This window comes from Pollutimonas nitritireducens (genome assembly GCF_002849615.1).
Lineage (GTDB): Bacteria > Pseudomonadota > Gammaproteobacteria > Burkholderiales > Burkholderiaceae_B > Pollutimonas > Pollutimonas nitritireducens.
In genome coordinates this window covers 66,262-91,182 of record NZ_PDNV01000001.1, presented here as the reverse complement: position 1 = coordinate 91,182, position 24,921 = coordinate 66,262, and the positions used below count along the sequence as shown (strand labels likewise).

The following is a 24,921-nucleotide window of genomic DNA, read 5'->3' as shown; positions in this document are numbered from 1 at the left end:
TTTCCTCAGGCAGCAATTTGTTGTAGATTGACCGCGCGCCAAAGCTCGCCCAGGGCGCGACGGTATTCGATGGGCATGACTTTGACGAATGACTGGCGGGCGCGATCCCAGTCGCCCAGCACGTCACGCGAGCGGAAGCTGCCGGTATGGCGGTAGTGGTTCTCGATCAATTGACGCAGAATGGTCTCGTCGGTCTCACGCTCGCCGCCACGCACAGCACTGTGCCAGGTTTCCAGCTGGCCCAGCTTGCTCTGCTCGGCATGCGACGTCAGGCGCTCGAGCTCAACCATGCTCAGGTTGCAGCGATGGCGGAAACTGTTGTCCGGATCCCAGACATAGGCCACGCCGCCGGACATGCCCGCCGCGAAGTTGCGACCGGTTTCACCCAACACCACGACCGTGCCGCCTGTCATGTATTCACAACCATGGTCGCCGGTGCCTTCCACGACCGTGGCGGCGCCGGAATTGCGCACGGCGAAGCGTTCGCCGGCCACGCCGTTGAAGTAGGCTTCGCCGGCCAGGGCCCCGTACAGGACAGTGTTGCCCGCAATGATATGGTCCGGCCCGAAGCCGCGGAAGTCGTTGGGCGAGCGCACGATGATGCGTCCGCCCGACAAGCCCTTGCCCACGTAGTCGTTGGCTTCGCCCACCAGGTCCAGGGTGATGCCGTGGGCCAGGAAGGCGCCAAAGCTTTGTCCGGCAGACCCATTGCACTGGATATGTATGGTGTCGTCGGGCAGGCCTTCATGGCCGTAGCGCGAAGCGACGACCCCGGACAGCATGGCGCCGATGGTGCGGTTGCGATTGCGCACGGGTGTGATGAAAGAAACTTTTTCGCCGCGCTCGATGGCCGCCTTGCTGCGTTCGATCAGCTGATGGTCCAGGGCATGGTCCAACGCATGGTCCTGTTCGCTGGTCTGATACAGCGCGGTCGTGGTGGGAACCGCATGGAACACGCGGCTGAAGTCCAGTCCTTTCGCCTTCCAGTGATCGATGCCGGGACGGGTATCAAGCAAATCGACCCGGCCTACCATTTCGTCGAAGCGGCGTATGCCTAGCTGCGCCATGATTTCACGTACTTCTTCGGCGACAAAGAAGAAGAAGTTGACCACATGCTCCGGCTTGCCCTGGAACTTCTTGCGCAGTATGGGGTCCTGGGTGGCAACGCCCACCGGGCAGGTATTCAGGTGGCATTTGCGCATCATGATGCAGCCTTCCACCACCAGTGGCGCGGTGGCAAAGCCGAATTCATCGGCGCCCAGCAAGGCGCCAATGGCCACATCGCGGCCGGTCTTCATCTGTCCGTCGGCCTGCACGCGAATCCGATTGCGCAGGTTGTTCAAAATCAGCGTCTGCTGTGTCTCAGCCAGCCCCAGTTCCCAGGGGGTTCCGGCATGCTTGATGGACGAGACGGGCGAAGCGCCTGTGCCGCCATCGTGGCCGGCAATCACCACGTGATCGGCCTTGGCTTTGGCCACGCCCGTGGCCACCGTGCCCACGCCCACTTCCGACACCAGCTTCACGGAAATCGATGCCCTGGGATTCACATTTTTCAGGTCATGAATAAGTTGCGCCAGGTCTTCGATGGAATAAATGTCGTGGTGGGGCGGGGGCGAAATCAAGCCCACGCCAGGCACGGAATACCGCAGCTTGGCAATGTATTCGGTGACCTTATGACCTGGCAGCTGGCCGCCTTCGCCAGGCTTGGCGCCCTGTGCCATCTTTATCTGGATCTGGTCGGCGCTTGAGAGGTATTCGGCCGAGACGCCGAAACGGCCCGATGCCACCTGTTTGATGCGCGAACGCAAGGAGTCGCCGGCAAGCAGCGGCACGTCGGCCTCGATGCGGTCCGAACCCAGGAAGGAAGCCAGCGTGTCGCCCTTTTTGACGGTGCTCTTGCCGGCACGCATTTCGGCCCGGTAGCGCAATTCATCTTCGCCGCCCTCGCCGGTATTGGATTTTCCACCGATACGATTCATGGCAACGGCCAGCACCGTATGCGCTTCGGTCGAAATTGAACCCAGCGACATGGCGCCCGTTGCGAAACGCTTGACGATTTCCTTGGCGGGTTCCACTTCGCTGAGCGGAATCGCGCGGGCGGGATCCACCTTGAATTCGAACAGGCCACGCAGCGTCATATGGCGGCGCGACTGATTGTTGATGAGCTGGGCGTATTCCTTGTACGTGCTGTAGTTGTTGGCACGCGCGGCATGCTGCAGCTTGGCGATGGAGTCGGGCGACCACATATGTTCTTCGCCGCGTACGCGCCAGGCGTACTCGCCACCGGCATCCAGTGCATTGCTCAGTACGGGATCGGCGCTGAAAGCGGCCCGATGCACGCGCAGCGCTTCTTCGGCCACTTCGAATATGCCTATGCCCTGGATGGTGCTGGGCGTGCCGGTGAAATACTTGCCGATGAGGCTGCTGTTCAGGCCCACCGCTTCGAAGATCTGGGCGCCGGTGTAGGACATGTAGGTCGAGATGCCCATCTTGGACATTACCTTGTTCAGGCCTTTGCCGATTGCCTTGATGTAGTTTTTGGTCGCCACCTCAGGGTGGTCCATGGCGGCCAGCGATTCCAACGCCAGATAGGGATGGATGGCTTCGGCGCCGTAGCCGCCCAGCAAGGCGAAGTGATGCACTTCGCGGGCCGAACCGGTCTCCACCACCAGTCCGGTCTTGGTGCGCAGGCCGGCGCGTATCAGATGCAGGTGGATGGCCGATGTGGCCAGCAATGCCGGAATGGCGACGCGTTCGCTATCGATGTTGCGGTCGCTGATCAGCAGGATGTTGTAGCCGCTGAGCACGGCGTCGGCTGCGTTCGAACACAGCGAGGCAATACAGGCCTCAATGCCGTCGGGACCCCATTCGGTGGGGTAGGTGATGTCCAGCTCGACGCTGCGGAATTTGTTCGAGGTGATCTTTTCGATATTGCGGATCTGGGCCATGGCCGCGCTGTCCAGCACCGGCTGGGTCACTTCAAGGCGCAACGGCGGGTTGACGTTGTTGATATCCAGCAGATTGGGCTTGGGTCCAATAAAGGACACCAGCGACATTACCAGTTGTTCGCGTATAGGGTCGATAGGCGGGTTGGTGACTTGCGCGAACAATTGGCGGAAGTAGTTGTAGAAAGGCTTGGCGCGGTCGGACAGCACTGCCAGCGGCGTATCGTTGCCCATGGAACCCATGGCTTCCTCGCCAGTAAGGGCCATGGGCTGCAGAATGAACTTGTAGTCTTCCTGGGTCCAGCCGAATGCCTGCTGGCGGTCCAGCAGGGACGCCACCTTGGGTGACGTGGTCGCGTCCGCGCTCTGGGCGGGCAGCGACTCCAGCTTCAGGCGCAGGCGTTCGATCCATTGCCGGTACGGCCGGGTATTGGCCAGTTGCGACTTGATTTCCGAATCGTCGATGATGCGGCCTTGCTGCAAATCGATCAGGAACATTTTGCCGGGTTGGAGGCGCCATTTCTTGATGATGCGATGCTCGGGGATCGGCAGCGTGCCGGCCTCGGACGCCATGATGACCATGTCGTCGTCGGTGATCAAATACCGCGCCGGGCGCAGACCGTTGCGGTCCAGCGTAGCGCCGATCTGGCGTCCATCGGTGAATGCCACGGCGGCGGGGCCGTCCCAGGGCTCCATCATCGCGGCATGGTATTCATAGAATGCACGGCGGTTTTCGTCCATGCCGGTATGCTGTTCCCAGGCTTCCGGGATCATCATCATCATGGCGTGCGCCAGCGAATAGCCGGACATCACCAGCAATTCCAGGCAGTTGTCGAACGTGGCGGTGTCGGACTGGCCTTCGTAGACGATGGGATAGAGCTTGGGCAGATCGTCGCCCAGCACGGCCGACTGCATGACGCCTTCGCGGGCGCGCAACCAGTTGAAGTTCCCCTTCACGGTATTGATTTCGCCATTGTGCGCGATCATGCGATAAGGGTGGGCCAAAGGCCAGGCAGGAAAGGTGTTGGTCGAGAAACGCTGATGCACCATCGCCAGCGCCGATACGGCCCGTGTGTCGGCCAGGTCGCGGTAGTAGCTGCCGACCTGGTTGGCCAGCAACAGACCCTTGTAGACCACGGTACGCACCGAGATCGAAGGCACGAAATATTCCTGGCCGTGCGCGAGCCGCATATGTTGGATGGCATGGCTGGCCGTCTTGCGTATGACGTAGAGTTTTCGCTCCAGCGCGTCGGGCACCATGATGTCGTTGCCGCGTCCGATGAACAACTGGCGTATCACCGGTTCACAGGAGCGCACGGTCGGCGACATCGGCATATCGCGGTCCACCGGCACATCGCGCCAGCCCAATACCACCTGGCCCTCGTCGCGCACGGCGCGCTCGAGTTCCTGGGCACAGGCCAGCCGGGAAGCCATTTCCTTGGGCAGGAATACCATGGCCACGCCGTATTCATCTGGCGGTGGCAATTCAACGCCCTGCGCGGCCATTTCTTCGCGGTACAGGGCGTCGGGTATCTGTATCAGTATGCCCGCGCCATCCCCCATGAGTTCATCGGCGCCCACCGCACCGCGATGGTCCAGGTTCTCGAGAATCTTGAGTCCCTGCTGGATGATGGAGTGGCTTTTTTTGCCCTTGATATGCGCCACGAAACCGACGCCACAGGCATCGTGTTCATTGGCTGGGCTATACAGGCCCTGGGCCGTGGGAGCCAGGCCAGACACTTTCAAGGGCGCCGGCGTGGCGGGAATCACGGCAGGTTTGCGGCCAGGCCTCGGGTTGGCGGCGGACACGTCGGACGTGCCGGCGGAAGTGGGCGTGGCGCTTGAAATTTTGGACATAGAAGGACTCGCAGGTCGATTGGCACCGTTAAGCTATCGCGACAGGTTTTCAGGACCAAGTCTGGGCGCAGCATGGGTTTGGTGCAGTGCAGTAGACGAAAGATACTGCTGGCGTAACGATATTACAAGCGCAATAAATAGGGTGCGTCCCCATTTAGGAGTTCATCGATATTTCTCGTAACTAAGTGGGGACACATCTAAACGATTGAAAAATAACATTTAATAAACACGATATGGCGTTACGCGTTTCATGTTGCACCAGGATTTGCACCATTCAGGAGCAAAAAAATTTTGATTTGAGGCAGAGAAAAATTCGCTACAGGACAGGCGATTTTACGGTGCGAGGCCTGCCGCGGGCTGCCGGTGTGAGACGTCGGGTGCCCATCGTGGACAGCTTCCCGACAAATGCCGTGTCGCCCAGCACCCATTGTCCGAACAGCGCTTTTTCGATGCGTTGCGTCTGTGCCGCCGTCAAGCCATTATGTATGCGCTCCCGATAACTGGCCTCGCGCGCGAAGGGCGTATTGCCGTCCTGCCAGTAGTCCACGTGGTCGCTGAGCAGCGTGCGGCCAATGGCTGCGGTGCCCCACGGCGAGCTTTTCAGCGACCCTGCCGGGAAACCCATAGGAGAGCCCGGTTCGGTGCCGGCATGCACGCCGGTGTGAGCAGCGGCTGACGACCACGGCCAGCTCTCGGCGCGGTCCACATAGTGCTGTTGCACGGGAAGCGACTCCAGCCACACCAGGGCCGGCAGCACCCAGGCACCGGGCTCGACCAGTGTGCTGCGATACCGGCCCGTGAAAACCCGCCCACGCCGCATATGCATGGCCAGGCGCCTACCCAGCGACTGCATCAGCCGGGACAGGCCTTGCGCATCGGGTGGGGTCGCCAGCAAGGTGATGCGATCGTTCAGCAACAACCAGCCATGCACGGCCACCTTGTATTCGCGGGCGTCGTGCAGCAGCCATTCCAGCAGCCGGTCCAGTTCGTCCGACGGGGTGGGGTCGGATACAGCGGCAAGGGGGCGTGCAAATTCAGCCTGTACGAGCTGGGGAACCTGCGGGGCGTAAAGGCGAGGCAGTCGGGCCATGGGGAATGAGGGCTTCAAGTGGTATTTGGCACTATTCTACGGGTAGCCCGCTGTTTGCCGTTTCGAGTACATTTGTCGGATACAGCTGTTTCCTTTGGAGGTATGTCTATGCAGTCAGGTCAATCCGGTCAGCAAGCGGCTCAAACCGCCCGTTTCCATGTGCGCAAGGTGGCGGTGTGCGGCGCCGGCGTCATGGGCGCTCAAATTGCGGCCCACTGTGTGAATGCCGGCGTGCCCGTCGTGCTTTTCGATTTGCCCGCCAAAGAAGGCGACAAGAACGGCATAGCGAAGCGCGCCATTGCACAGCTCGCAAAGCTCAGTCCGGCACCCTTGGGAACCCCGGCGCTCGCCAACCTGATCGTCCCCGCCAACTACGACGACGACCTGCACCGCCTGGGCGAATGCGACCTGGTGATCGAGGCCATTGCCGAACGGATGGACTGGAAACGCGATTTATATCAAAAGCTGGCACCCGCCATCAAGCACGATGCCATCATAGCCAGCAACACCTCCGGCCTGTCCATTACGCAGCTTGGGGCGGCGTTGCCCGAGTCCCTGCGGCATCGATTCTGCGGCGTGCATTTCTTCAATCCGCCCCGCTACATGCCACTGGTCGAGCTCATTCCCACGGCCGACACTGAACCGGCTTTGCTGGATTTGCTGGAAACCTTCCTGGTGTCGCAGTTGGGCAAGGGCGTCGTTCGCGCCAAAGACACCCCCAACTTCATTGGCAATCGCATTGGCGTTTTCGGGATCCTGTCGGTATTCGCACAGTCCGACAAGTTCGGATTGCCGTATGAACTGGTCGATGAACTGACCGGCACACGGTTGGACCGCGCAAAGTCCGGCACCTTCCGCACTGCCGACGTGGTTGGCCTGGACACCCTGGCCCATGTCATACGCACCATGCAGGACCAGTTGCCGCAAGATCCGTTTCACGGCCATTTCGGTGTGCCGCCAGTCGTGGAGGGGCTCATACAGCAAGGCGCCCTGGGCCAGAAAGCCGGCGCGGGGTTCTACCGCAAGGAAGGCAAGGCCATACTGCGCCTGGATCCCGCCAGGAAGGAGTACGTGCCCGCCGATGCCAAAATAGATGAATCCGTCGCGGCAATCCTGGCCGAACGCGATCCCGCCAAGAAGCTGCGCGCCTTGCATGATTCCGAACATCCACAGGCCCAGTTCCTGTGGGCGGTGTTGCGCGACAGCTTCCATTACAGTGCCGTACACCTGGAAGCCATTGCCGATACGGCGCGCCAGGTCGACCTGGCCATGAAGTGGGGCTTCGGCCATGCGCAGGGTCCCTTCGAGATCTGGCAGTCGGCCGGCTGGCGCGATGTGGCAGGCTGGATACAGCAAGACATCGACGCCGGTAAAACCTTGTCCCCGGCGCCGCTGCCGCAATGGGCCCTGCGCGGCCCCGTCTGGGAAGCGCAGGGCGTGCATACGCCTGCCGGTTCCTGGAATCCGCGCGACAAGCGCTACGAAGGCCGCAGCACCTTGCCTGTCTACCAGCGGCAGATCGGCGCACCGCGTCTTGCGGGCGAGGCCCAGGGCCTGGACGCGACAGTGGTTTACGAAAACGAAGCCATACGGTGCTGGACCCTGCCTGCGCCACATCCCCGGGATGTGTTGATCGTGTCATTCAAGACCAAGATGCACACCCTGAGCCCCGGTGTGGTGCGCGGGATCGTGCACGCGGTCGACCTGGCCGAAGCGTCCTACAAAGCCCTGGTCATCGGTCAGCTGGACGATCCCTTTTCCGCGGGCGCCGACTTGAAAGCCATGCTTCCCGCGTTCATGGAAGGCGGTGCGGCCGCCGTGGAGCCGATAGAACGTGAGATGCAGGACATGGTCTTGCGGCTGCGCTATGCGCAGGTGCCGGTGGTGGCGGCGCTGGCCGGCCTCGCATTGGGCGGCGGCTGCGAATTGGCGGTCCATTGTGCGCAACGGGTCGCGCATTTCGAAACCTATATTGGCCTCGTCGAGGTCGGCATAGGCCTGGTCCCGGGCGCCGGCGGCCTAGCCTATTGCGCACGGCGAGCCGCCGAGCTGCAAGCCGAGGCCGCGCCGGATGCGCCCCTGCTGGCCTTCGTCAAGAAGTTTGCCCTGGCGGTGGCCAGCGCCCAGGTGTCCAAATCTGCGCCGGACGCGCAAAGCATGGGCTATCTGCGCGGCTCGGACCCTATCGTCATGAACCGCCACGAACTGCTGTATGTGGCTGTGCGCCAGGCCCAGGCGCTGGCCGAAGCGGGATGGCGCCCGCCCTTGCCGTCGCGGTTTCCGGTTGCCGGCAGGGACGGTATCGCCACGCTCAAGGCGCAGCTGCTCAACATGAAGGTGGGCGGCTTTATTTCCGAGCACGATTTCGTGGTGGCCGAGAAAGTTGCCCACGTGCTTTGCGGCGGCGACCTCGACCCAGGCTCGCTGGTGGATGAAGCCTGGATGCTCAAACGTGAGCGCGAGGCTTTCCTGGAATTGCTGGTCCAGCCCAAGACGCAAGAGCGTATCGCGGGCATTCTGGAAACCGGCAAACCGGTCCGTAACTGATAGCCAAGACCACAACGGAGTCATGCATGACCACATTGCAACAAGCCTACATCGTCGCGGCAACACGCAGTCCTATTGGCAAGGCGCCGCGGGGCATTTTTTCGCATACCCGTCCAGACGAGCTGCTGGCAACCGTCATCAAAGGCCTGCTGGCACAGGTGCCCGACCTGGATCCGGCGGCCATTGAAGACGCCATTGTGGGCTGCGCCATCCCGGAGGGACCGCAAGGTCTGAACGTGGCGCGCATTGGCGCTTTGCTCGCCGGCCTGCCTTCGTCGGTGGCCGGCGTGACCGTCAATCGCTTCTGCGCATCCGGCCTGACTGCCATCGCCATGGCTGCCGACCGCATACGCGTGGGCGAGGCCGACATCATCATCGCGGCCGGCACCGAATCCATGAGCCTGGTTCCCACCATGGGTGTCAGCACCTCGTTCAGCCCGCGTATTTTTTCCGATGACGAGAACCTGGGCATTGCCTACGGCATGGGCCTGACGGCGGAGCAGGTTGCCACACGCTGGAAAGTCTCGCGCGAAGACCAGGATGCCTTTGCCCTGCAATCCAACCAGCGCGCCATCGCTGGCCAGCAAGCGGGCGAGTTCGCCGACGAAATATTGCCCATTGATGTCATGAGCCGAACGCCTGACCTTGCTACCGGCGAAATCGTGATCAGTCATAAAACAGTCATGCTGGACGAAGGCCCCCGGGCGGATACCAGCATGCAGGCTCTGGCAAAGCTGCGCCCGGCGTTCGCCGCCCGCGGCAGCGTCACAGCGGGCAACAGCTCACAGATTTCCGACGGCGCGGGCGCCTTGCTGGTCGTATCGGAGCGCGCGCTGAAGGCCCACAACCTCACGCCCCTGGCGCGATTCGTGTCCTTCGCCGTAAAAGGCGTGCCGCCTGAAATCATGGGCATCGGGCCCAAGGAAGCCATCCCTCATGCCTTGAAGCTGGCAGGCCTGCGCCTCGATCAAATCGGCTGGATAGAGCTGAATGAGGCATTTGCCGCGCAATCGCTGGCGGTCATACGCGACCTGGGCCTGAACCCGGACATCGTCAACCCCTTGGGCGGCGCCATTGCGCTGGGTCATCCGCTGGGCGCCACAGGCGCCATACGGGCGGCGACCGTGGTGCATGGATTGCGCCGGCGCAGCCTGGACTACGGCATGCTGACCATGTGCGTAGGCACCGGCATGGGAGCGGCAGGGATCTTTCAGCGCGTCTAAAACTGATATGCTAGCCACCAATACGACTTCTTCAATCCCCCAATGAATCCTGTCAAGATGCAGTTGCTGTTGATCGGCACCATGGCTATTTGGGGGTTGAACATTTCGGCGGTCAAGGTTTTAACCGGCTATCTCGATCCTTTGATCGTCGCCTGCCTGCGCATGGTCCTGGCGGCGATCGTCATCAATCTCACGCTGGCCTGGTCGCGCCGGCCAGTGCGCCTGCTGGCCATCACGGCAGGGCAATGGCTGCGCTTCATTGCTTGCGGTTTCCTCATGGTCTACGTCAACCAGATCCTGTTTACCACCGGCATGCAGACGGCCAGCGCCACCAATTCATCATTGATCATGGCGCTCAGCCCTTTGGTGGCTTCCATACTGGCCGCCCTGGTCTTTCGCGAACCGTTGACGGGAGTGCGGTTCCTGGGCATTGTCCTGGGTTTCGGCGGCGTATTCACCGTGGTGTTCAGCAACTCGAACGCCGCGCTGGCAGGCGCCAACTGGGGCGACGCGCAAATATTCGCGGCCATGTTCACCTTCGTGGTGGGCGGCATGCTGATCCAGAACCTGGCACGACACTTCAATGCCCTGGTGATCAGCACCTTCATCTACACCATAGGCGCTGTGCTGCTCAGCGTGCACCTGTACTTCAGCAAAACGGTTGAATTCAGCCTGGAGGCCGTTCTGCTTCCGGGCTTGTGGCCATTGGCTTTGCTGGTGTTCACCGGCATCGTGGCCACAGCCATCTGCAATATGCTGTGGAATCGCGCCATTGCGGAACTGGGCGTGGCCCGGACATCGGTGTTTCAGTACTGGATCCCGGTCTTCGGCGTTGGGTTCGCCATGCTGTTGCTGGGCGAACCATTCACGCTCTGGCATCTGATAGGCGTGGCCGGGATCTTGTTGGGCACCTATCTGGGCACTCGGCGTCCTAAGGTGGTGGCAGTCTGAGGCGTGTACCGGGCGTATCTGGCCACACATGAATACCGGAACGACGGGTGCTCATATTCAGACTTTGATGTAGGTATTCAGCCGTTGGGCCGCGTTGCGTAAATGGTTTTCCGCAGCCGATGAGGCGGCTGCAGGGTCGCGGGCTTCTATAGCCTGGACGATGGCCATATGCTCTTGCTGTACGGCTTTCACCAGATTGTGATGGTAGGTGGCGGTATTGCTGCGCGCCTGCCGGATCAACCGCCTGACGTATTGCTCCAGGTATTCATTCAGGGTGATGAAGTGAGGATTGTGGGTGGCATCCACAATGGCCTGGTGAAAAGCGAAATCTTCCTCGTCACCGAGCCGCTCGTCGGCAATGGCGTACTCCATGCCGATCAGCGCCCGCTTAATGCGCTTGAGGTCATCAGGCGTGTGATGCAAGGCGGCATACCGGGCGGCACCGCCTTCGATGGTGACAAGCAGCTCTATGATCTGCGCGATGTTCCGGGTGTCGCCCAGCGAAGGCGTTTGCAACCTGAACGATTGGCGGTTTCCTCGTTCATTGACGAAGACCCCGCGGCCCTGCTGCGAGCTGACCAGGCCTTCGGATTTCAGTTGAGAAACCGCTTCGCGCACGACGGAACGGCTAACCGAAAACTGTTCGCAAAGTTGTTTTTCGCTGGGCAGCTTATCGCCAGGCTGCAGGCGCTTTTGCGCTATTTCCTCGGTCAGCCATTGTGCGACCAGGTGAGTCAGCGATTCATTGCGCGGTAGAGTGGTTGGAGCGTTCATGCTGTTGATTGCGTCAATATGTTGGGAGTTGAACCGTCTTCTTTTCAAAAGAAATCATTTTTTGCCTTGCCTGGGGTTTACACCGATGTCTGCTTTACTTTATTGACACCACTTTTTTGCCTAAGTAGAATTTGCTGCCAACCTGTCTGATAAGTTTTAAATGTTATCAGACAAGTTGTAAAAAAAATAGAAGGGGAACGAATCTCGCAGTTCTTCGAAACAACTAAAGGAGATGGTGGAGTGACTAAGACAAAACTTGCCTTGATGCTATCGGCGTGCGGATTCGTTGCTGCGAATTCGGTTAACGCCGCCCCTCTTAAAGTGGCATTGGTTGAAACCTTGTCGGGGCCGCAGGCCTCAACCGGTCTGATGTATCGTGCAGCAGCAAAGTATCAGTTTGATCGGATCAATGAAGCGGGCGGATGGAATGGCGAAGCAATACAGGTCGCCGAGTACGACAACCAGGGCGGACCCGCCGGCGCATCGGACAAGGTCAAGGCGGCCATTGCGGATGGCGCACGCATCATCATCCAGGGCTCTTCGTCTGCCGTATCCGGCCAGATCACCGAAGATGTGCGCAAATACAATATACGCAACCCCGGTAAGGAAGTCCTGTTCATGAATATGGGGGGCGAGGCGCTGGAACTGACTGGCGAGAAATGCCACTTCTATCATTTCCGTTTCACCACCAATGCGCCGATTCGCGTCAAGGCTTTGGTGGATGCGATGAAGGCCAACAATGAACTGGGTACGAAGATCTATTCCATGAATCAAAATTATTCATGGGGCGCCGATATGCAGAAATCCATCCAGGCATTCGCGGACCAAGGAGGCTACAAGGTCGTCGAAAGCACCTTGCACGACGTCAACAAAATCCAGGACTTTTCGCCCTACGTCAGCAAGATAAAAGCCAGCGGGGCCGAGACGGTCTTGACGGGCAACTGGTCCAACGATTTGCTGTTGCTCATGAAGGCGACGCGGGCGGCTGGCCTGAAAGTACGATTTGGTACGGTCTTTCTTGACCAGGTCGGCAACCTGGCAAACGCGGGCGACACCGCGCTGGGGCATTACATTGCCCATGCCTACAACATATCCGCCGATTCCAATACTGAACGCTTCGGGGAGGAGTACAAAGCCAAGACGGGCCATTACCCTACCTTCATCGAACCGCAAACCGTATTTGGCGTCCAAATGCTCAACGAAGCCTTGAAGGCTACCAAGCCGGCTAATGGCGAGATCAATATCGAAGCGCTCGCCCAGAACCTCGAAAAAGTCCAAATCAACACGCCCATGGGTCCGACCAGCATACGTGCCGCCGACCATCAAGTGATGTTGCCCATCATCGTATCCAAGGTCTCCCGCGATGCCAAATACAAAGCGGACGGCACTGATATGGGGTTCGAGGTTGTCAAACGTTTCACTGCCGAGGAAGCGGTGAATCCGGTCGAAGCGACGTGCAAAATGAAGCGCCCTGCCTGACGGGATGGGACGACAGCGCCGCCACAGTACCGGAGCTGTCGTAGTACGTTGTCTTGACCGGAAGGGGCAGTCATGGAGTATTTCACAGTATCGCTGCTGAACGGCACCATCTATGGCTTGCTGCTGTTCATGGTGTCGGCCGGGCTCACCCTGATCTTCGGGATGATGGGGGTACTGAACTTCGCCCATACCTCGTTCTACATGGTCGGCGCCTATCTGGCCTATAGCCTGCAGAAGGTGGTGGGCTTCTGGCCTGCCATTATTATTGCTCCCCTGATCGTCGGAGTGCTCGGCGCCTTGATCGAGCGCTACATGCTGCGTCGCGTCCATCGATATGGACACGGACATCAACTGCTGCTGACCTTCGGTTTGTCTTTCATCATTGCCGAGGTCATTAAGCTGTTCTATGGTAACTACCCGGTCGATTACCGCGTCCCCGAAGCCTTGAATTTCTCGGCCTTTCCTGTATTCGGCGCGAATTACCCCTTCTATCGCTTGCTGATCGCGGGCACCTCGATCGTGATGTTCGTGCTGATTTATCTGCTGCTGACCAGAACCCGCGTCGGGATCGTCGTACGTGCCGCGATCTACAGGCCGCGCATGGTTGAAGCGCTGGGCCATAACGTTCCCATCGTCTTCATGGGTGTTTTTGGTGTCGGCGCGGCACTCGCGGGGCTCGCCGGCGCAGTGGCAGGCGCTTTCTACACCACCAATCCCAACATGGCGCTCGAACTCGGTGTCATCGTATTCGTGGTCGTGGTGGTGGGCGGCTTGGGCTCCCTGGAGGGAGCGATGCTGGCTTCGCTCATCATAGGACTGATTTCATCGTTTGCCGTCGGCATCGACTATAGCCTCGCGGATGCCTTCGCCCTGGTGGGCGCGCGCGAATGGGCTGAAAGCGTCGGTGGCCTGATGGCATTGAAAGTATCTTCCCTGGCTGCCACGATCCCGTTTGTCCTGATGCTTATCGTATTGCTCTTCAGGCCTACCGGCTTGATGGGCAACAGGGAGTGAGGGCGATGAAACCCACGCGGATGCTGGTGCTGGTGCTTGTGATCGGATTTTTATTGGTATTGCCCGCCATACTGTCGACATCGTTGGTGAACGCGGCCATCCAGATGCTTATCGCGGCGTTGTTTGCCAGCGCCTTCAATGTGCTTGCCGGCCAGGGCGGCATGCTTTCGTTTGGCCATGCGGCTTATTTTGGCATCGGAACATTCGCCACCATCCATGCCATGAATGCGCTGGACGGAACAGGCCTGTTTCCCGCACCCTTGCTGCCGGCGGTCGGCGCATTCGCGGGCTGTCTGCTGGGCCTGGTGGCCGGCTGGTTTTCGACCCAGCGCAGCGGTGTCTACTTTTCGATGATAACGCTTGCCTTGGCCGAACTGCTGCATTCTTTGGCTCCCCATTTGAAGGACTTCTTCGGTGGCGAGGGCGGCGTGTCGGCCATGCGCATGCCAGCCTGGGGCATTTCATTTGCCGGCGCGATCGACATATATTACCTGACGCTTGCATGGGTATTGCTCTGCCTGGGCTTGTTGTACTACCTGACCCGCACGCCATTGGGGCGGCTGTGCCAGGGCCTGCGCGAAAACACCCACCGCCTGCGCTTTCTTGGATACAACGTGCACGTCCTGCGCCTCATGGTGTTTACGATTTCGGCGACGTTCTCCGGTGTGGCAGGCGGCCTGCTTGCCCTTAGCAACGAAGCCGCCAACTATGTCATTTTCGACATGAACCTGTCGGCCCAGGTGGTGCTCAACAGCTATATCGGCGGTATAGGCGCTTTCTTCGGGCCGGCGCTGGGCGCGGCCGTCATGACGTTCTTCGGGTATGCGGTGTCCGACATGACCCGCACATGGCTGCTATACCAGGGCGTCGTGTTCGTGCTGGTCATGATGTTCCTGCCGTCCGGCCTGTTCAGTATTGCAAGCTGGTGGGGCAGCAATCGGGACAGACACTCGCCCACCGCGCTCCTGCGGATACTGATCGTATGGATCCTGGGTTGTGCCATCGGTACTTGCGGCTTTGTCTTCATGGTGGAATTTCTGGCCCGCGTCTTGGCCCAAGACTATCAGTCCTTGTTGACCGACGGGGCGGCATGGCCCGCCGTGATGCTTTTTGGCCGGCAATGGCTGCCCGGAGCCATGACGACCTGGCTGCTTCCGGTTGCCCTGATCGTCATTGGCGTCACGGTCGTGGTTCTGGGTACCCGAAAATGGCACTCCATGTGCGAGGAGCGCGCAGCATGACCAATTCGATGGCCGCAGCCGGTACCAGCCCGGTGCTGACCATGGTGGATGTCCACAAATCCTTCGGGGACGCGCATATCATCCGGGGCGTCAGCCTGGAGCTGCGGCAGGGAGAGCGCCACGCCGTTATCGGCCCCAACGGGGCCGGAAAATCCACCTTGTTCCACCTCGTCTCGGGCCAGTTCGCGCCATCGTCCGGACAGATTTTCCTGGGAGACCGCCCCATACACGGCCTGCAGGCGCGCGAAATCAATCGGCTGGGGCTGGCGCGATCATTCCAGATCACCAACATTTTTCCCGGCCTTACCGTGTTCGAGAACCTGCGCTTCGGCGTCATGCGCCGTTTTGGACTGCAGTACAACTTCTGGAGGCCAGTTTCGCGATTGCGCGAAGTCACCCGCGAAACCGAACATCTGCTCGAGCAGATACGGCTTGCGAAGCATTCCAATAACTTGGCCGGCGAGATGTCGTATTCCGAGCAGCGCTCATTGGAAATCGGCATGACCTTGGCATCGGACCCCAAGGTGTTGTTGCTGGATGAGCCCATGGCGGGAATGTCGCGCGAAGAGACCGAGTATACGATCGGCTTGATACGCGACCTGACCAAAGAGCGTTCGCTTATGCTCGTCGAGCACGATATGGACGTCGTTTTTTCAATCAGCGATCGCATCAGCGTACTTGTTTATGGGCAGATCGTCGCCACGGGCACCCCGGACGAGATCCGCAACAACGCGCAAGTGCAAGAGGCGTATCTCGGTGCGGAGGTTAAGGCATGAACACGCCAGAGACGACTCCGCTTTTGTCCGTGCGAGACCTGCATGCGCATTACGGCAAGAGCCATATTCTGCAGGGAGTCAGCTTCGACGTCGGAGCCAGTGAAATCGTCAGTTTGCTGGGGCGTAACGGTTCCGGACGCTCCACGACCGTGAAGGCCATCATGGGCCTGGTTCAACCCACGGGCGGCCAGGTTCTGCTGGATGGTCACAACCTGGCGGGCAAACCTTCATATGCGATTTCCCGCGCCGGCATTGCCTACGTGCCCGAAGAGCGAGAGGTTTTCGGAAATCTCACGGTGGACGAGAACCTCGCCATGGGGACACAGCACATACGATCCGGCGCCGCAACGTGGACCGTCGAGCAGATGTTCGACTACTTTCCACGCCTGAAGGAGCGCCGCAATACCCAGGCCAGCAACCTGTCCGGAGGCGAACAACAGATGCTGACCATCTGCCGCTCTTTATTGGGTAATCCCAGGATCATCATGATCGATGAGCCCACCGAAGGCCTTGCACCCAAAATCGTGACCGTCGTCGGCGAAGCGATTCAGGACATTCATCGCCGTGGCGTAGCGGTGATTCTGGTCGAACAGAAGCTGACGATCGCATTGAAGATCTCCAGCCAGGTTTGCCTGCTGGGACATGGGCACATCGTCTTCACCGGCACACCCCACGAACTCACCGGTAACCCAAAAATGTTGAAGGACTGGCTGGCCGTATGACGAATACTCTGTCTGTCGATGTACTGGCCCATATTGCGCAAGGAAAGTGCTTTTTGAATCTTGCAAACGAAGTCGTGTTCATCACCGGCGCAGGCAGCGGCATTGGACTGGCAATGGCGCGGGCATTCGCCGCCAACGGGGCCCGCCTTGCGTTGCTGGATATCAACGGTCCTCGCCTGGAGCTGGCCCGCGACGAATTGTTGTCATCGTTTCCGCAGATGGCTCTGGAAATCTATATTGCGCCCGTCAATGACGAACGTGCAGTACAGGCCGCGGTGGCGGCAGCCGAGGCGGCGTTCGGCCGCATCGATATCCTGTTGAACAACGCGGGGATTTCCATGAACCAGCCCACGCTCGAATTGTCCGGCGCCGACTGGCGCAAGGCTATCGACATCAACTTGAATGGGGTCTTTTATTGTGCGCAGGCCGCGGCGCGCGGCATGGTCGAACGCAGGCGCGGCATTATCCTGAACACGTCATCCATGTATGGCGTCGTAGCGGCTCCCGAGCGTGCCGCCTATTGCACCAGCAAGGCCGCCGTGGCCATGTTGACCAAGGTCATGGCGGTGGAGTGGGGCAAATTGGGAATCCGGGTCAACGCCATTGCACCGGGCTACATCAAGACAGACCTGGTCGACGAACTGGTTGCCGCGGGTCGCATGGACGCGGACGCGCTCATCAGGCGTACCCCGGTGGGCCGGCTGGGCGAGCCGCAAGAGATTGCGTCTCTGGCTTTGTTTCTGGCCTCGGAACACGCGTCCTTTATCAATGGACATGTCATCGTGGCCGATGGCGGGTGGTCCGCCTACAGCTACATCTGAATATCCGTACACATTTCATCCGGAGTCGAACTCATGCCACACATCAATACGCTGTCCCCTGCTTCCAGATGGGTGGAACTGCGGACCACGGAAGAAGACTGGAAGAATGCGGATCCCAGCCTGCTTGGCACCTTGCTTTCACATTTGCACTTGATACGAGCGTTTGAAGAGACTGTCGTCGAGCTCGCCATGCAGGGACTCGTGCATGGCCCGGCGCACTCCAGCATAGGGCAGGAGGGAGGCGCGGCGGGCTCCATCGTATCGTTGACGGCGGCTGACCAGGTCAACGGCTCGCACCGCGGTCATCATCAGTTCCTCAGTAAGGCGCTGGCCTACGTCCAACCTTCCGGCATCGATCCCAAAGCAGACTTGGCGCCCGAGGTCGACGCGCTGCTGCAACGTACGCTTGCAGAGATTCTTGGCCTATCGCAGGGCTTCTGCCGTGGTAGGGGCGGTTCCATGCATTTGCGCTGGGAGGAAGCAGGGGTGCTGGGAACCAATGCCATCGTAGGTGGCGGAGTACCGCTGGCGGCGGGCGCGGCATGGGCCCACAGGCATGCAGCTTCCGATGCGGTGGTGGTGACCTATTTTGGGGATGGAGCGATCAATATTGGTTCCGTGCTTGAAACCATGAATCTGGCAGCTGCCTGGAAGCTGCCTTTATGCTTCTTTATCGAAAATAATGGATACGCCGTCTCGACCAACGTGCACGAAGCGACCGCGGAGCCGCGCTTGTCGGCACGCGGACAGGCATTCAATATTCCGAGCTGGAAAGTGGATGGCATGGATCCGCTGGCCGTGCATCTGGTCATGCAGCAGGCTTTGGCGCACATGCGGGCTGGCAACGGACCCACTATCATCGAAGCCGATGTGTACCGTTTTTTCCACCAGAATGGCGGTTTTCCAGGCAGTGCTTTCGGCTATCGGAGCAAAGAAGAAGAGAAAATGTGGCGCGACCGGGATCCGCTCGATCTGCTTGCTCGCCGGATGCAGGAGCGCGGTCTGATCACCGCTCGGGAAATTGCCGATCTGCGGACCCGCATGCAAGCGTCGATGGCCGATGCCGTCGCCGCCCTGACCGAGGCGGATCCCATCGGCAAGGCTGATGCAAAACGCATACGTCCCGAGCTATGGCCTGAGCCTGGATTCCGCGATATTGGGGTGCGGGGCGACCTGAGCGAACTGGCCGGGGCCCGCAGCTCTGAGCAGCGCGACTTTCAGGGCAAGCTGGAAACCCGCAAGTTCATCGATGTGGTGGCTGACGTCATGGAGCGCCGTATGGAAACCGATCCGCGCGTAATCGTCATGGGCGAGGACGTCCACCGCCTGAAGGGGGGAACCAATGGCGCGACACGCGGCCTCAAGGACAAGTTCGCCGACCGGGTGCTGGGGACGCCGATCAGCGAGAATGCCTTCGTTGGCCTGGGCGGCGGGATGGCGATGGATGGGCGCTTCAGACCTGTTGTGGAATTCATGTATCCCGACTTCATGTGGGTGGCCGCCGACCAGGTGTTCAACCAGATAGGCAAGGCGCGCCACATGTTCGGCGGCGACATCGATATGCCGCTGGTGCTTCGTACCAAGGTGGCGATGGGCACGGGCTATGGCTCACAGCACTCCATGGACCCTGCGGGCATTTTCGCGACGAGTCCGGGCTGGCGGGTGGTGGCGGCGTCAACGCCGTTCGACTATGTAGGCCTGATGAATACCGCCCTGGCACTTAATGACCCCGTGCTCGTCATCGAGCACGTGGACCTCTATGCCTCCAGCGGCCTGGCTCCGGTCGACGACTTTGACTACCAGATTCCATTCGGCAAGGCGGCGGTGCGCCGGCGCGGCAACGCCGTGACCTTGCTCACGTATCTTTCCATGGTGGCGCATTCGCTCGATGCTGTCGAAGAAACCGGTATCGATGCGGAAGTGATTGATCTTCGATGGCTGGATCGGGCCAGCATCGACTGGGACACCATCGGCGCGAGCATACAAAAGACCAACAATGTGCTGATCGTTGAACAGGGCGCGCGGGGTACATCGTACGGTGCTTGGCTGGTCGATGAAATTCAGCAACACTTTTTCGACTGGCTGGACCAGCCCGTGCAACGGGTGACGGGCGGCGAAGCGTCGCCCAGCATTTCCAAGGTACTGGAGCGCGCGGCGTGTGCCCGGACAGAAGAGGTGATAGAAGGGTTGAAACACGTAATGCGCAATCAGGGCGCGAACGTTCAAGACGCATGAGGAGTCGCCATGAAGTTTGAAATGACCGCGCCCCTGGAAGTGGGCATCGCATGCAGCGACTTGGCGCGGCTGCGTCGATTCTACGAGGGCGTGTTGGGCTTTTCCTTTGTCAGCGAGTTCGTCGTGCCCGCCGAGAAGGCCGTCGAATCGGCGTTGTCATCCGGAGGCTATACCGTCGTCCGCCTGCAGACTTCTTTTGGCGAACGACTGAAGCTGCTTGCGCCCAATAAGCCGTTGAAGGCGGCCGCCCCAACGCCCTACGTACTGGACAAAGCGAACGCCGTCTACCTCACTTTTATCGTGGTGGATATCGACGCGGCAATCTCCCGCCTGCTCGAGGAAGGTATTGAATTTATGACGGGTAATCAGCGCGTCGAGGTTCGCCCGGGCGTCTATCTGGCCTTTTGCCGCGATCCGGAAGGAAATGTGCTGGAACTTGTCCAGTACCAGAACATCGCAAGCTATCGCAGCGAATTAAGGCAGACAAAGGAAGACTGAAATGGCAATACTGATCCGCATGCCGGAAATCGCCGCAAATGCCACATCCGCCGTCATTGCTTCCTGGTCCAGAAAAGAAGGCGAGTCCGTCGCTGCCGGAGACTGCCTCGCTGAAATCGAAACCGATAAGGCCGTCATTGAACTCACGGCCGAGCATAGCGGGGTGCTGGGCAAAATCCTGGTTACCGCCGGCAATGAAGTCAGTGTGGGCGTGCCCATCGCGGTGCTTTACGCGCAAGACGGCGAAATGGTGGACGTCGAGGCCTTGCTGGCCGCCGAAGACGGGGTCTCTCAGCAGGCCGACGCATCGGTGCAAGATGATGCCGCCGCCGCGTTGCTGTCAAAAGGGGAGCCCGGGGTTGCAACACAGCGTATCTTGGCAAGTCCACTGGCGCGCCGCATGGCTCTCGAACGGGGCGTCGACCTGTCAACGCTGGGCGGCAGCGGGCCTGGGGGGCGCATCGTAAAGCGCGACGTGCTAAGTGCAAGCCCAAACAGCGCCCCCGGGAAGCAGGCCGTTGGCGGCCCTGCGCCGGCCGTCCAGGCCGCCGACCGGGCTTATACCGAGATCCCTCATTCCGCCATGCGCCGAACCATTGCACGGCGCTTGTCGGAAAGCAAAGCCACTATTCCGCATTTCTATCTGCGCGCCGATTGTCATGTGGATTCCCTGCTTTCCTTGCGCAGTCAGGTCAACGCTCAGGCGGGCCGCAAGATAACGGTGAACGACATCATTATCAAGGCGGTGGGAGCGGCGCTTCGTGAACTGCCGCAGATGAACGTCAGCTGGACTGACGGCGGACTCCGATGCTACCGCGACGTGGATGTTGCCGTGGCAGTATCCACCGATGCGGGACTCATCACGCCCATCGTACAGGCAGTGGACGGCAAACCCCTATCCCTGGTCGCCGCCGAAATCGCGCGCCTTGCCGAACGGGCACGCAAGGGCGAGCTTGCCCCGCACGAATACCAGGGCGGCAGCTTTACCGTAAGCAATCTCGGCATGTTCGGTGTGCAGGAGTTTGATGCCATCATCAATCCTCCGCAGGCCGCCATACTCGCCGTTGGCGCGGTCCAGCAGCGTCCCGCCGTTATGGAAGGTACGCTGATCGTGGCGTCGGTAATGACAGTCACGCTGTCCGTCGATCATCGTGCCATTGACGGCGTGCTGGCGGCGAAGTGGCTGGCGGTGTTCAAGCGCATTATCGAAAACCCCTTGTCTGCCCTGATTTGAATGCAAGACGAAATCTTCGAAAGTCCGGTGGCGCGGCGCGGCGATTGCATAAAGACAAGCTTTCCGCAGGCCGCTATGACGGTGGACGAACCCGATCGTAGCGCTGGTCCCGTAAGCGTACCGGGACCCCAGGCGCACTAGTCCTGCTTGAACGTTTCTATCCAGTGGGTCGTGGAGGCATCGTGGGCCGGATCGACTGGCGTCTTGCCCGCCAGCTCGCTGCCTATGCCCTTGGCCAGCACCTTGCCGTATTCCACACCCCATTGGTCGAAGGGGTTGATGCCCCAGATGACGCCTTGTACGAAGACTTTATGCTCGTACATCGCCAACAGGGCGCCCAGGGTATAGGGTGACAGGCGTGGAAGCACGATAAGGTTGGATGGCCGTCCACCGGCGTGCACGCGGTGCCGCGCCAGCCAGTCGGCCTTTTCTTGCGGAATGCCCGACTGCAGGGATTCCTTGAGGGCCTGCTCGTGGGATTTTCCCTTCAGCAGTGCCTCGCGTTGCGCCAGACAATTGGCAAGCAGGATTTGATGATGCTCGGGCCAGCCATGGTCGGCGTGCTGGCAGATGATGAAGTCCACGGGAGCGCCGTCGCTGCCCTGGTGCAGCCACTGGAAAAATGTATGCTGGGCGTCGGTGCCCGGCATGCCCCACACGGCCGGCCCGGTGGGTACGCCCACAGGATCGCCGGACAGGTTCACGGACTTGCCCAGGGATTCCATTTCCAGTTGCTGGATATACGGAACCAGGTTGGACAGACGGAAGTCGTAGGGTGCAATATTAAGCGAGCCATAACCCAGGATGCTGCGATTGACGATACCGGAAATCGCCATCTGGATGGGCGCATTGGTGGCCAGCGGGGTCTCAGCGAAATGGGCATCCATGGCCGCGGCGCCCGCCTGCATGCCCGCCACCACATCGGAACTGACGGCCAGGGCGGTGGTCAGGCTGACGGCGGACCACAAGGAAAAGCGCCCGCCCACCCAGTCCCATAGCTTGAAAATGTGCGCATCGGGTACACCCCATTCGCGGGCCACGTCGGCCCTGGCGGTAATGGCGACGATCTGCTGGTAGGGATTTTCCACGCCCGAGGCCTGCAGCCATTCCAGCGCGCGTTGGCCGTTTTGCAGCGTTTCGGCGGTGGTGAACGATTTGGAGGCCATCACGATGAGAGTGTCGTGCGGATCCAGGCCGGCAAGTCCGCCCTGAATGGCGTGGCCATCGATATTGGCCACGAAATGCACCTGCCGCCAGGTACCCGCATAGCCAAAGGCCGACACGGCCAGCCGCACGCCCCAGTCGCTGCCGCCAATACCGATATGCACGATATTCCGCCAGCGTCGCTCGGAATCGGCAAGACGCACGAACTCGTTGAGACGTTGGCGTTGGGCCGTGATTTCATCGATTGGAGCGGGGGTGCGCAGCGCAGAGTGCCATGCGGCGCGTTCTTCAGTGACGTTGGCAATGCCGCCTTCAAGCAGGCATGTTCGCATGTCGTTGAAGTTGCGGGCATCAAGCAAAGCCTGGGCAGCCGCATCCAGCTCGGGCGAACTGCCTTGTCCGCTGGCATCCAGGCTTATGCCCGCCGCCTGGATCAGGCGCAGGCTGTCAATCTGAATCGGGGAATTTCGGGCGGCATTTTCGAACGCCGACCATTCTGGGAGATCCGACAGGGCGTCGGCGGTGGGCAGCATACTGGTCACGGGCACTCCTTGGGCATTTGATCGTTGACCGATTGTATAGCCATTGGCGCCCGCCCAAGGCGGATTTCGAGGCGGCTGATCGTCCCGCTGTCATGCCCGTCTATGGGCACCCGCGAGATATTTTCAGCGCATGTAGTTCTTATTAACGGCGACGCTGGCTTGGACCGCCAGGGGCGCGACCTGCAATGTGGCGGAAAGTGATCCGGCCTTTGCTCAAGTCGTAAGGTGACATTTCCAGCGAGACTTTGTCGCCTGCCAGAATGCGAATGTGGTGCTTGCGCATTTTCCCGCCTGTGTAGGCAACGACCGGGTGGCCATTGTCCAGCGTTACGCGGAAGCGGGAATCGGGCAACACTTCGGTAACCAGACCACCCATTTCGATCAGTTCTTCTTTAGCCATAAAATATTCCTGTAAAAATTAATAGGATGCCGGCGTATCGAACTCGCGTTGCGTGTCATTCGATGGCGGGCATGATGCGATGTCGCGGCATCGGTGTGCAGGTGTATAAGCAGTTGAATTGGTCAGGCGTGGCGTGAACCGCAACCTGAGGCGGCGTCCCTGGCCTTGATGAAGCCACAGGATGAATAGTGCGACGCGACGCCGTCTGGGCGCATGGTGCCGGGGTTCCCGGTGGGATAGGGTATTGTTATTGCTTGCTGCACCTGCGTTAGCAAAACAATGATACCACACGCGGGTGCGCATGCCAATTGGCGCTTACGTTAAATTACTCGCGCGTGCAACTGGTCTCTTGCAACGGTCGCACGCACACTGTCGCAAGTGCGCTGCGCTTTTCCCGCCCGGAATGCCAGCTTCCAGAAAACAAGATTGTCATTGCCGCCTGGGCTTGGTAGATTGCGAGGGGCTTATTTACCCCACACTAGCAAAAGGGAACACATGGCTTACGAATACCAGCACGTCAAGTTCGACTACCAGGACGGCGTCGGGCGCATCACCTTGAATCGCCCGGACACCCTGAACAGCTTCACGCAGGTCATGCACGAAGACATCAAGGCGGCATTGTCTTTCATGGAGTCGCGCGACGACCTGCGAGGTCTGATCATTACAGCGACCGGGCGCGGTTTTTGCGCCGGCCAGGACTTGTCGGAACGCAAGCCTCTTCCCCCCGGGCAGAAGCGCGACCTCGGACTCGGCCTGGAAAACAATTACCGCCCCCTGGTGCTCCGCTTGCGGGCACTGCCGGTGCCCGTGGTGTGCATGGTCAATGGCGTGGCCGCCGGTGCGGGCGCCAGCGTCGCGCTGGCTTGCGATATTGTCTTTGCCGTCGAATCGGCCAAGTTCATACAGGCGTTCAGCAAGATAGGGCTGCTGCCGGATGCGGGCGGCACCCACTTCTGGCCGCGCATGGTCGGAACCCAGCGTTCGATGGGCGCCGCGCTGTTCGCCGAACCGGTCAGCGCACGCCAGGCCGAAGAATGGGGCCTCATCTGGCGCTGTATCCCGGATGCCGACCTCGAATCCCGGCTGGCGGCATTGCATGAAACGCTTGCCAACGGGCCGACGCGTGCTTACGCAGCAACCAAGCAGGCCATCTACGCTTCGGATGCCAACACGCTGGAAGCGCAGATGGACTACGAGACGCAGTTGCAACGGGAACTGGGCTATACGGACGATTACCTGGAAGGCATGGTCGCTTTTGGCGAGAAGCGCAAGCCCCGATTTACAGGCCGCTGAAGCGGGCAACGTGCATTAGGGCTAGGTGTTTGCCCGAACATTCATGGGCCCGAAGACCGACTTTATCAAATATTAATTGTCGACCCGGCGGCAGCGAGGCACACTGCAACGAGCA

General features: G+C 60.1%; 18 protein-coding genes. 13 read left to right on the top strand and 5 right to left on the bottom strand.

Going from position 1 to position 24,921, the window contains the following annotated elements; all coding sequences use genetic code 11:
- Positions 1-5 precede the first annotated feature (5 nt).
- Entirely contained in the window at positions 6-4,802 is a 4,797-nt protein-coding gene (locus CR155_RS00405; RefSeq protein ID WP_233213805.1) for a glutamate synthase-related protein, read from the bottom strand.
- 316 nt (positions 4,803-5,118) lie between these two features.
- Positions 5,119-5,892 carry a hypothetical protein gene (locus CR155_RS00400; protein WP_102068033.1) on the bottom strand — a complete coding sequence of 258 codons (774 nt, stop codon included), beginning with the start codon at positions 5,890-5,892 and terminating at the stop codon, positions 5,119-5,121.
- A 108-nt stretch (positions 5,893-6,000) separates the two neighbouring features.
- Here CR155_RS00400 and CR155_RS00395 point away from each other — a divergent pair, with 108 nt between their 5' ends.
- The 3 genes from CR155_RS00395 to CR155_RS00385 are packed head-to-tail and all read left to right on the top strand — an operon-like array spanning position 6,001 to position 10,613.
- Positions 6,001-8,439 carry a 3-hydroxyacyl-CoA dehydrogenase/enoyl-CoA hydratase family protein gene (locus CR155_RS00395; protein ID WP_233213804.1) on the top strand — a complete coding sequence of 813 codons (2,439 nt, stop codon included), beginning with the start codon at positions 6,001-6,003 and terminating at the stop codon, positions 8,437-8,439.
- 26 nt (positions 8,440-8,465) lie between these two features.
- Entirely contained in the window at positions 8,466-9,662 is a 1,197-nt protein-coding gene (locus CR155_RS00390; protein ID WP_102068031.1) for an acetyl-CoA C-acyltransferase, read from the top strand.
- Positions 9,663-9,704: 42 nt separating this feature from the next.
- On the top strand, positions 9,705-10,613 hold the full coding sequence (locus CR155_RS00385) for a DMT family transporter (RefSeq protein ID WP_233213803.1): 909 nt from the start codon (positions 9,705-9,707) through the stop codon (positions 10,611-10,613).
- A gap of 57 nt (positions 10,614-10,670) precedes the next feature.
- Here the strand turns inward: CR155_RS00385 and CR155_RS00380 are convergent, their stop codons facing one another.
- Positions 10,671-11,387: a FadR/GntR family transcriptional regulator gene (locus CR155_RS00380; RefSeq protein ID WP_102068029.1), complete on the bottom strand. Its 717-nt coding sequence runs from the start codon at positions 11,385-11,387 to the stop codon at positions 10,671-10,673.
- Positions 11,388-11,651: 264 nt separating this feature from the next.
- Here CR155_RS00380 and CR155_RS00375 point away from each other — a divergent pair, with 264 nt between their 5' ends.
- The 9 genes from CR155_RS00375 (at position 11,652) to CR155_RS00335 (ending at position 21,407) form a co-directional block, all read left to right on the top strand.
- Positions 11,652-12,866 (top strand): branched-chain amino acid ABC transporter substrate-binding protein, encoded by a 1,215-nt coding sequence (locus CR155_RS00375; protein WP_102068028.1) that lies wholly within the window; start codon positions 11,652-11,654, stop codon positions 12,864-12,866.
- Positions 12,867-12,938: 72 nt separating this feature from the next.
- Entirely contained in the window at positions 12,939-13,880 is a 942-nt protein-coding gene (locus tag CR155_RS00370; protein ID WP_102068027.1) for a branched-chain amino acid ABC transporter permease, read from the top strand.
- Positions 13,881-13,885: 5 nt separating this feature from the next.
- Entirely contained in the window at positions 13,886-15,121 is a 1,236-nt protein-coding gene (locus CR155_RS00365; protein ID WP_102068026.1) for a branched-chain amino acid ABC transporter permease, read from the top strand.
- Positions 15,118-15,897, top strand: a complete 780-nt coding sequence (locus CR155_RS00360) for an ABC transporter ATP-binding protein (protein ID WP_233213802.1) — start codon at positions 15,118-15,120, stop codon at positions 15,895-15,897. The genes CR155_RS00365 and CR155_RS00360 overlap by 4 nt, the downstream gene beginning before the upstream one ends.
- Positions 15,894-16,619, top strand: coding sequence for an ABC transporter ATP-binding protein (locus CR155_RS00355; protein WP_102068025.1), 726 nt, complete (start codon positions 15,894-15,896; stop codon positions 16,617-16,619). Before CR155_RS00360 ends, CR155_RS00355 begins: the two co-directional genes overlap by 4 nt.
- Positions 16,616-17,440, top strand: coding sequence for an SDR family NAD(P)-dependent oxidoreductase (locus CR155_RS00350; protein WP_102068024.1), 825 nt, complete (start codon positions 16,616-16,618; stop codon positions 17,438-17,440). Before CR155_RS00355 ends, CR155_RS00350 begins: the two co-directional genes overlap by 4 nt.
- Positions 17,441-17,473: 33 nt before the next feature.
- Positions 17,474-19,675, top strand: coding sequence for an alpha-ketoacid dehydrogenase subunit alpha/beta (locus CR155_RS00345; RefSeq protein ID WP_102068023.1), 2,202 nt, complete (start codon positions 17,474-17,476; stop codon positions 19,673-19,675).
- Between the two features lie 9 nt (positions 19,676-19,684).
- Positions 19,685-20,173 (top strand): VOC family protein, encoded by a 489-nt coding sequence (locus CR155_RS00340; RefSeq protein ID WP_102068022.1) that lies wholly within the window; start codon positions 19,685-19,687, stop codon positions 20,171-20,173.
- A 1-nt stretch (position 20,174) separates the two neighbouring features.
- The gene (locus CR155_RS00335) at positions 20,175-21,407 is read left to right on the top strand and encodes a pyruvate dehydrogenase complex dihydrolipoamide acetyltransferase (RefSeq protein ID WP_102068021.1); all 1,233 of its coding nucleotides are present in this window, start codon (positions 20,175-20,177) and stop codon (positions 21,405-21,407) included.
- A 137-nt stretch (positions 21,408-21,544) separates the two neighbouring features.
- On the opposite strand, the gene pgi is transcribed toward CR155_RS00335, so the two are convergent.
- Both pgi and infA read right to left on the bottom strand, forming a co-directional pair.
- Positions 21,545-23,104 (bottom strand): glucose-6-phosphate isomerase, encoded by a 1,560-nt coding sequence (gene pgi / locus CR155_RS00330; protein WP_102068020.1) that lies wholly within the window; start codon positions 23,102-23,104, stop codon positions 21,545-21,547.
- Between the two features lie 151 nt (positions 23,105-23,255).
- Positions 23,256-23,513 (bottom strand): translation initiation factor IF-1, encoded by a 258-nt coding sequence (infA, locus tag CR155_RS00325; RefSeq protein WP_013744218.1) that lies wholly within the window; start codon positions 23,511-23,513, stop codon positions 23,256-23,258.
- Positions 23,514-24,008: 495 nt separating this feature from the next.
- On the opposite strand from infA, the gene CR155_RS00320 reads away from it, so the two are divergent.
- Positions 24,009-24,806, top strand: coding sequence for an enoyl-CoA hydratase-related protein (locus CR155_RS00320; protein ID WP_102068019.1), 798 nt, complete (start codon positions 24,009-24,011; stop codon positions 24,804-24,806).
- The last annotated feature ends 115 nt before the right edge of the window (positions 24,807-24,921 follow it).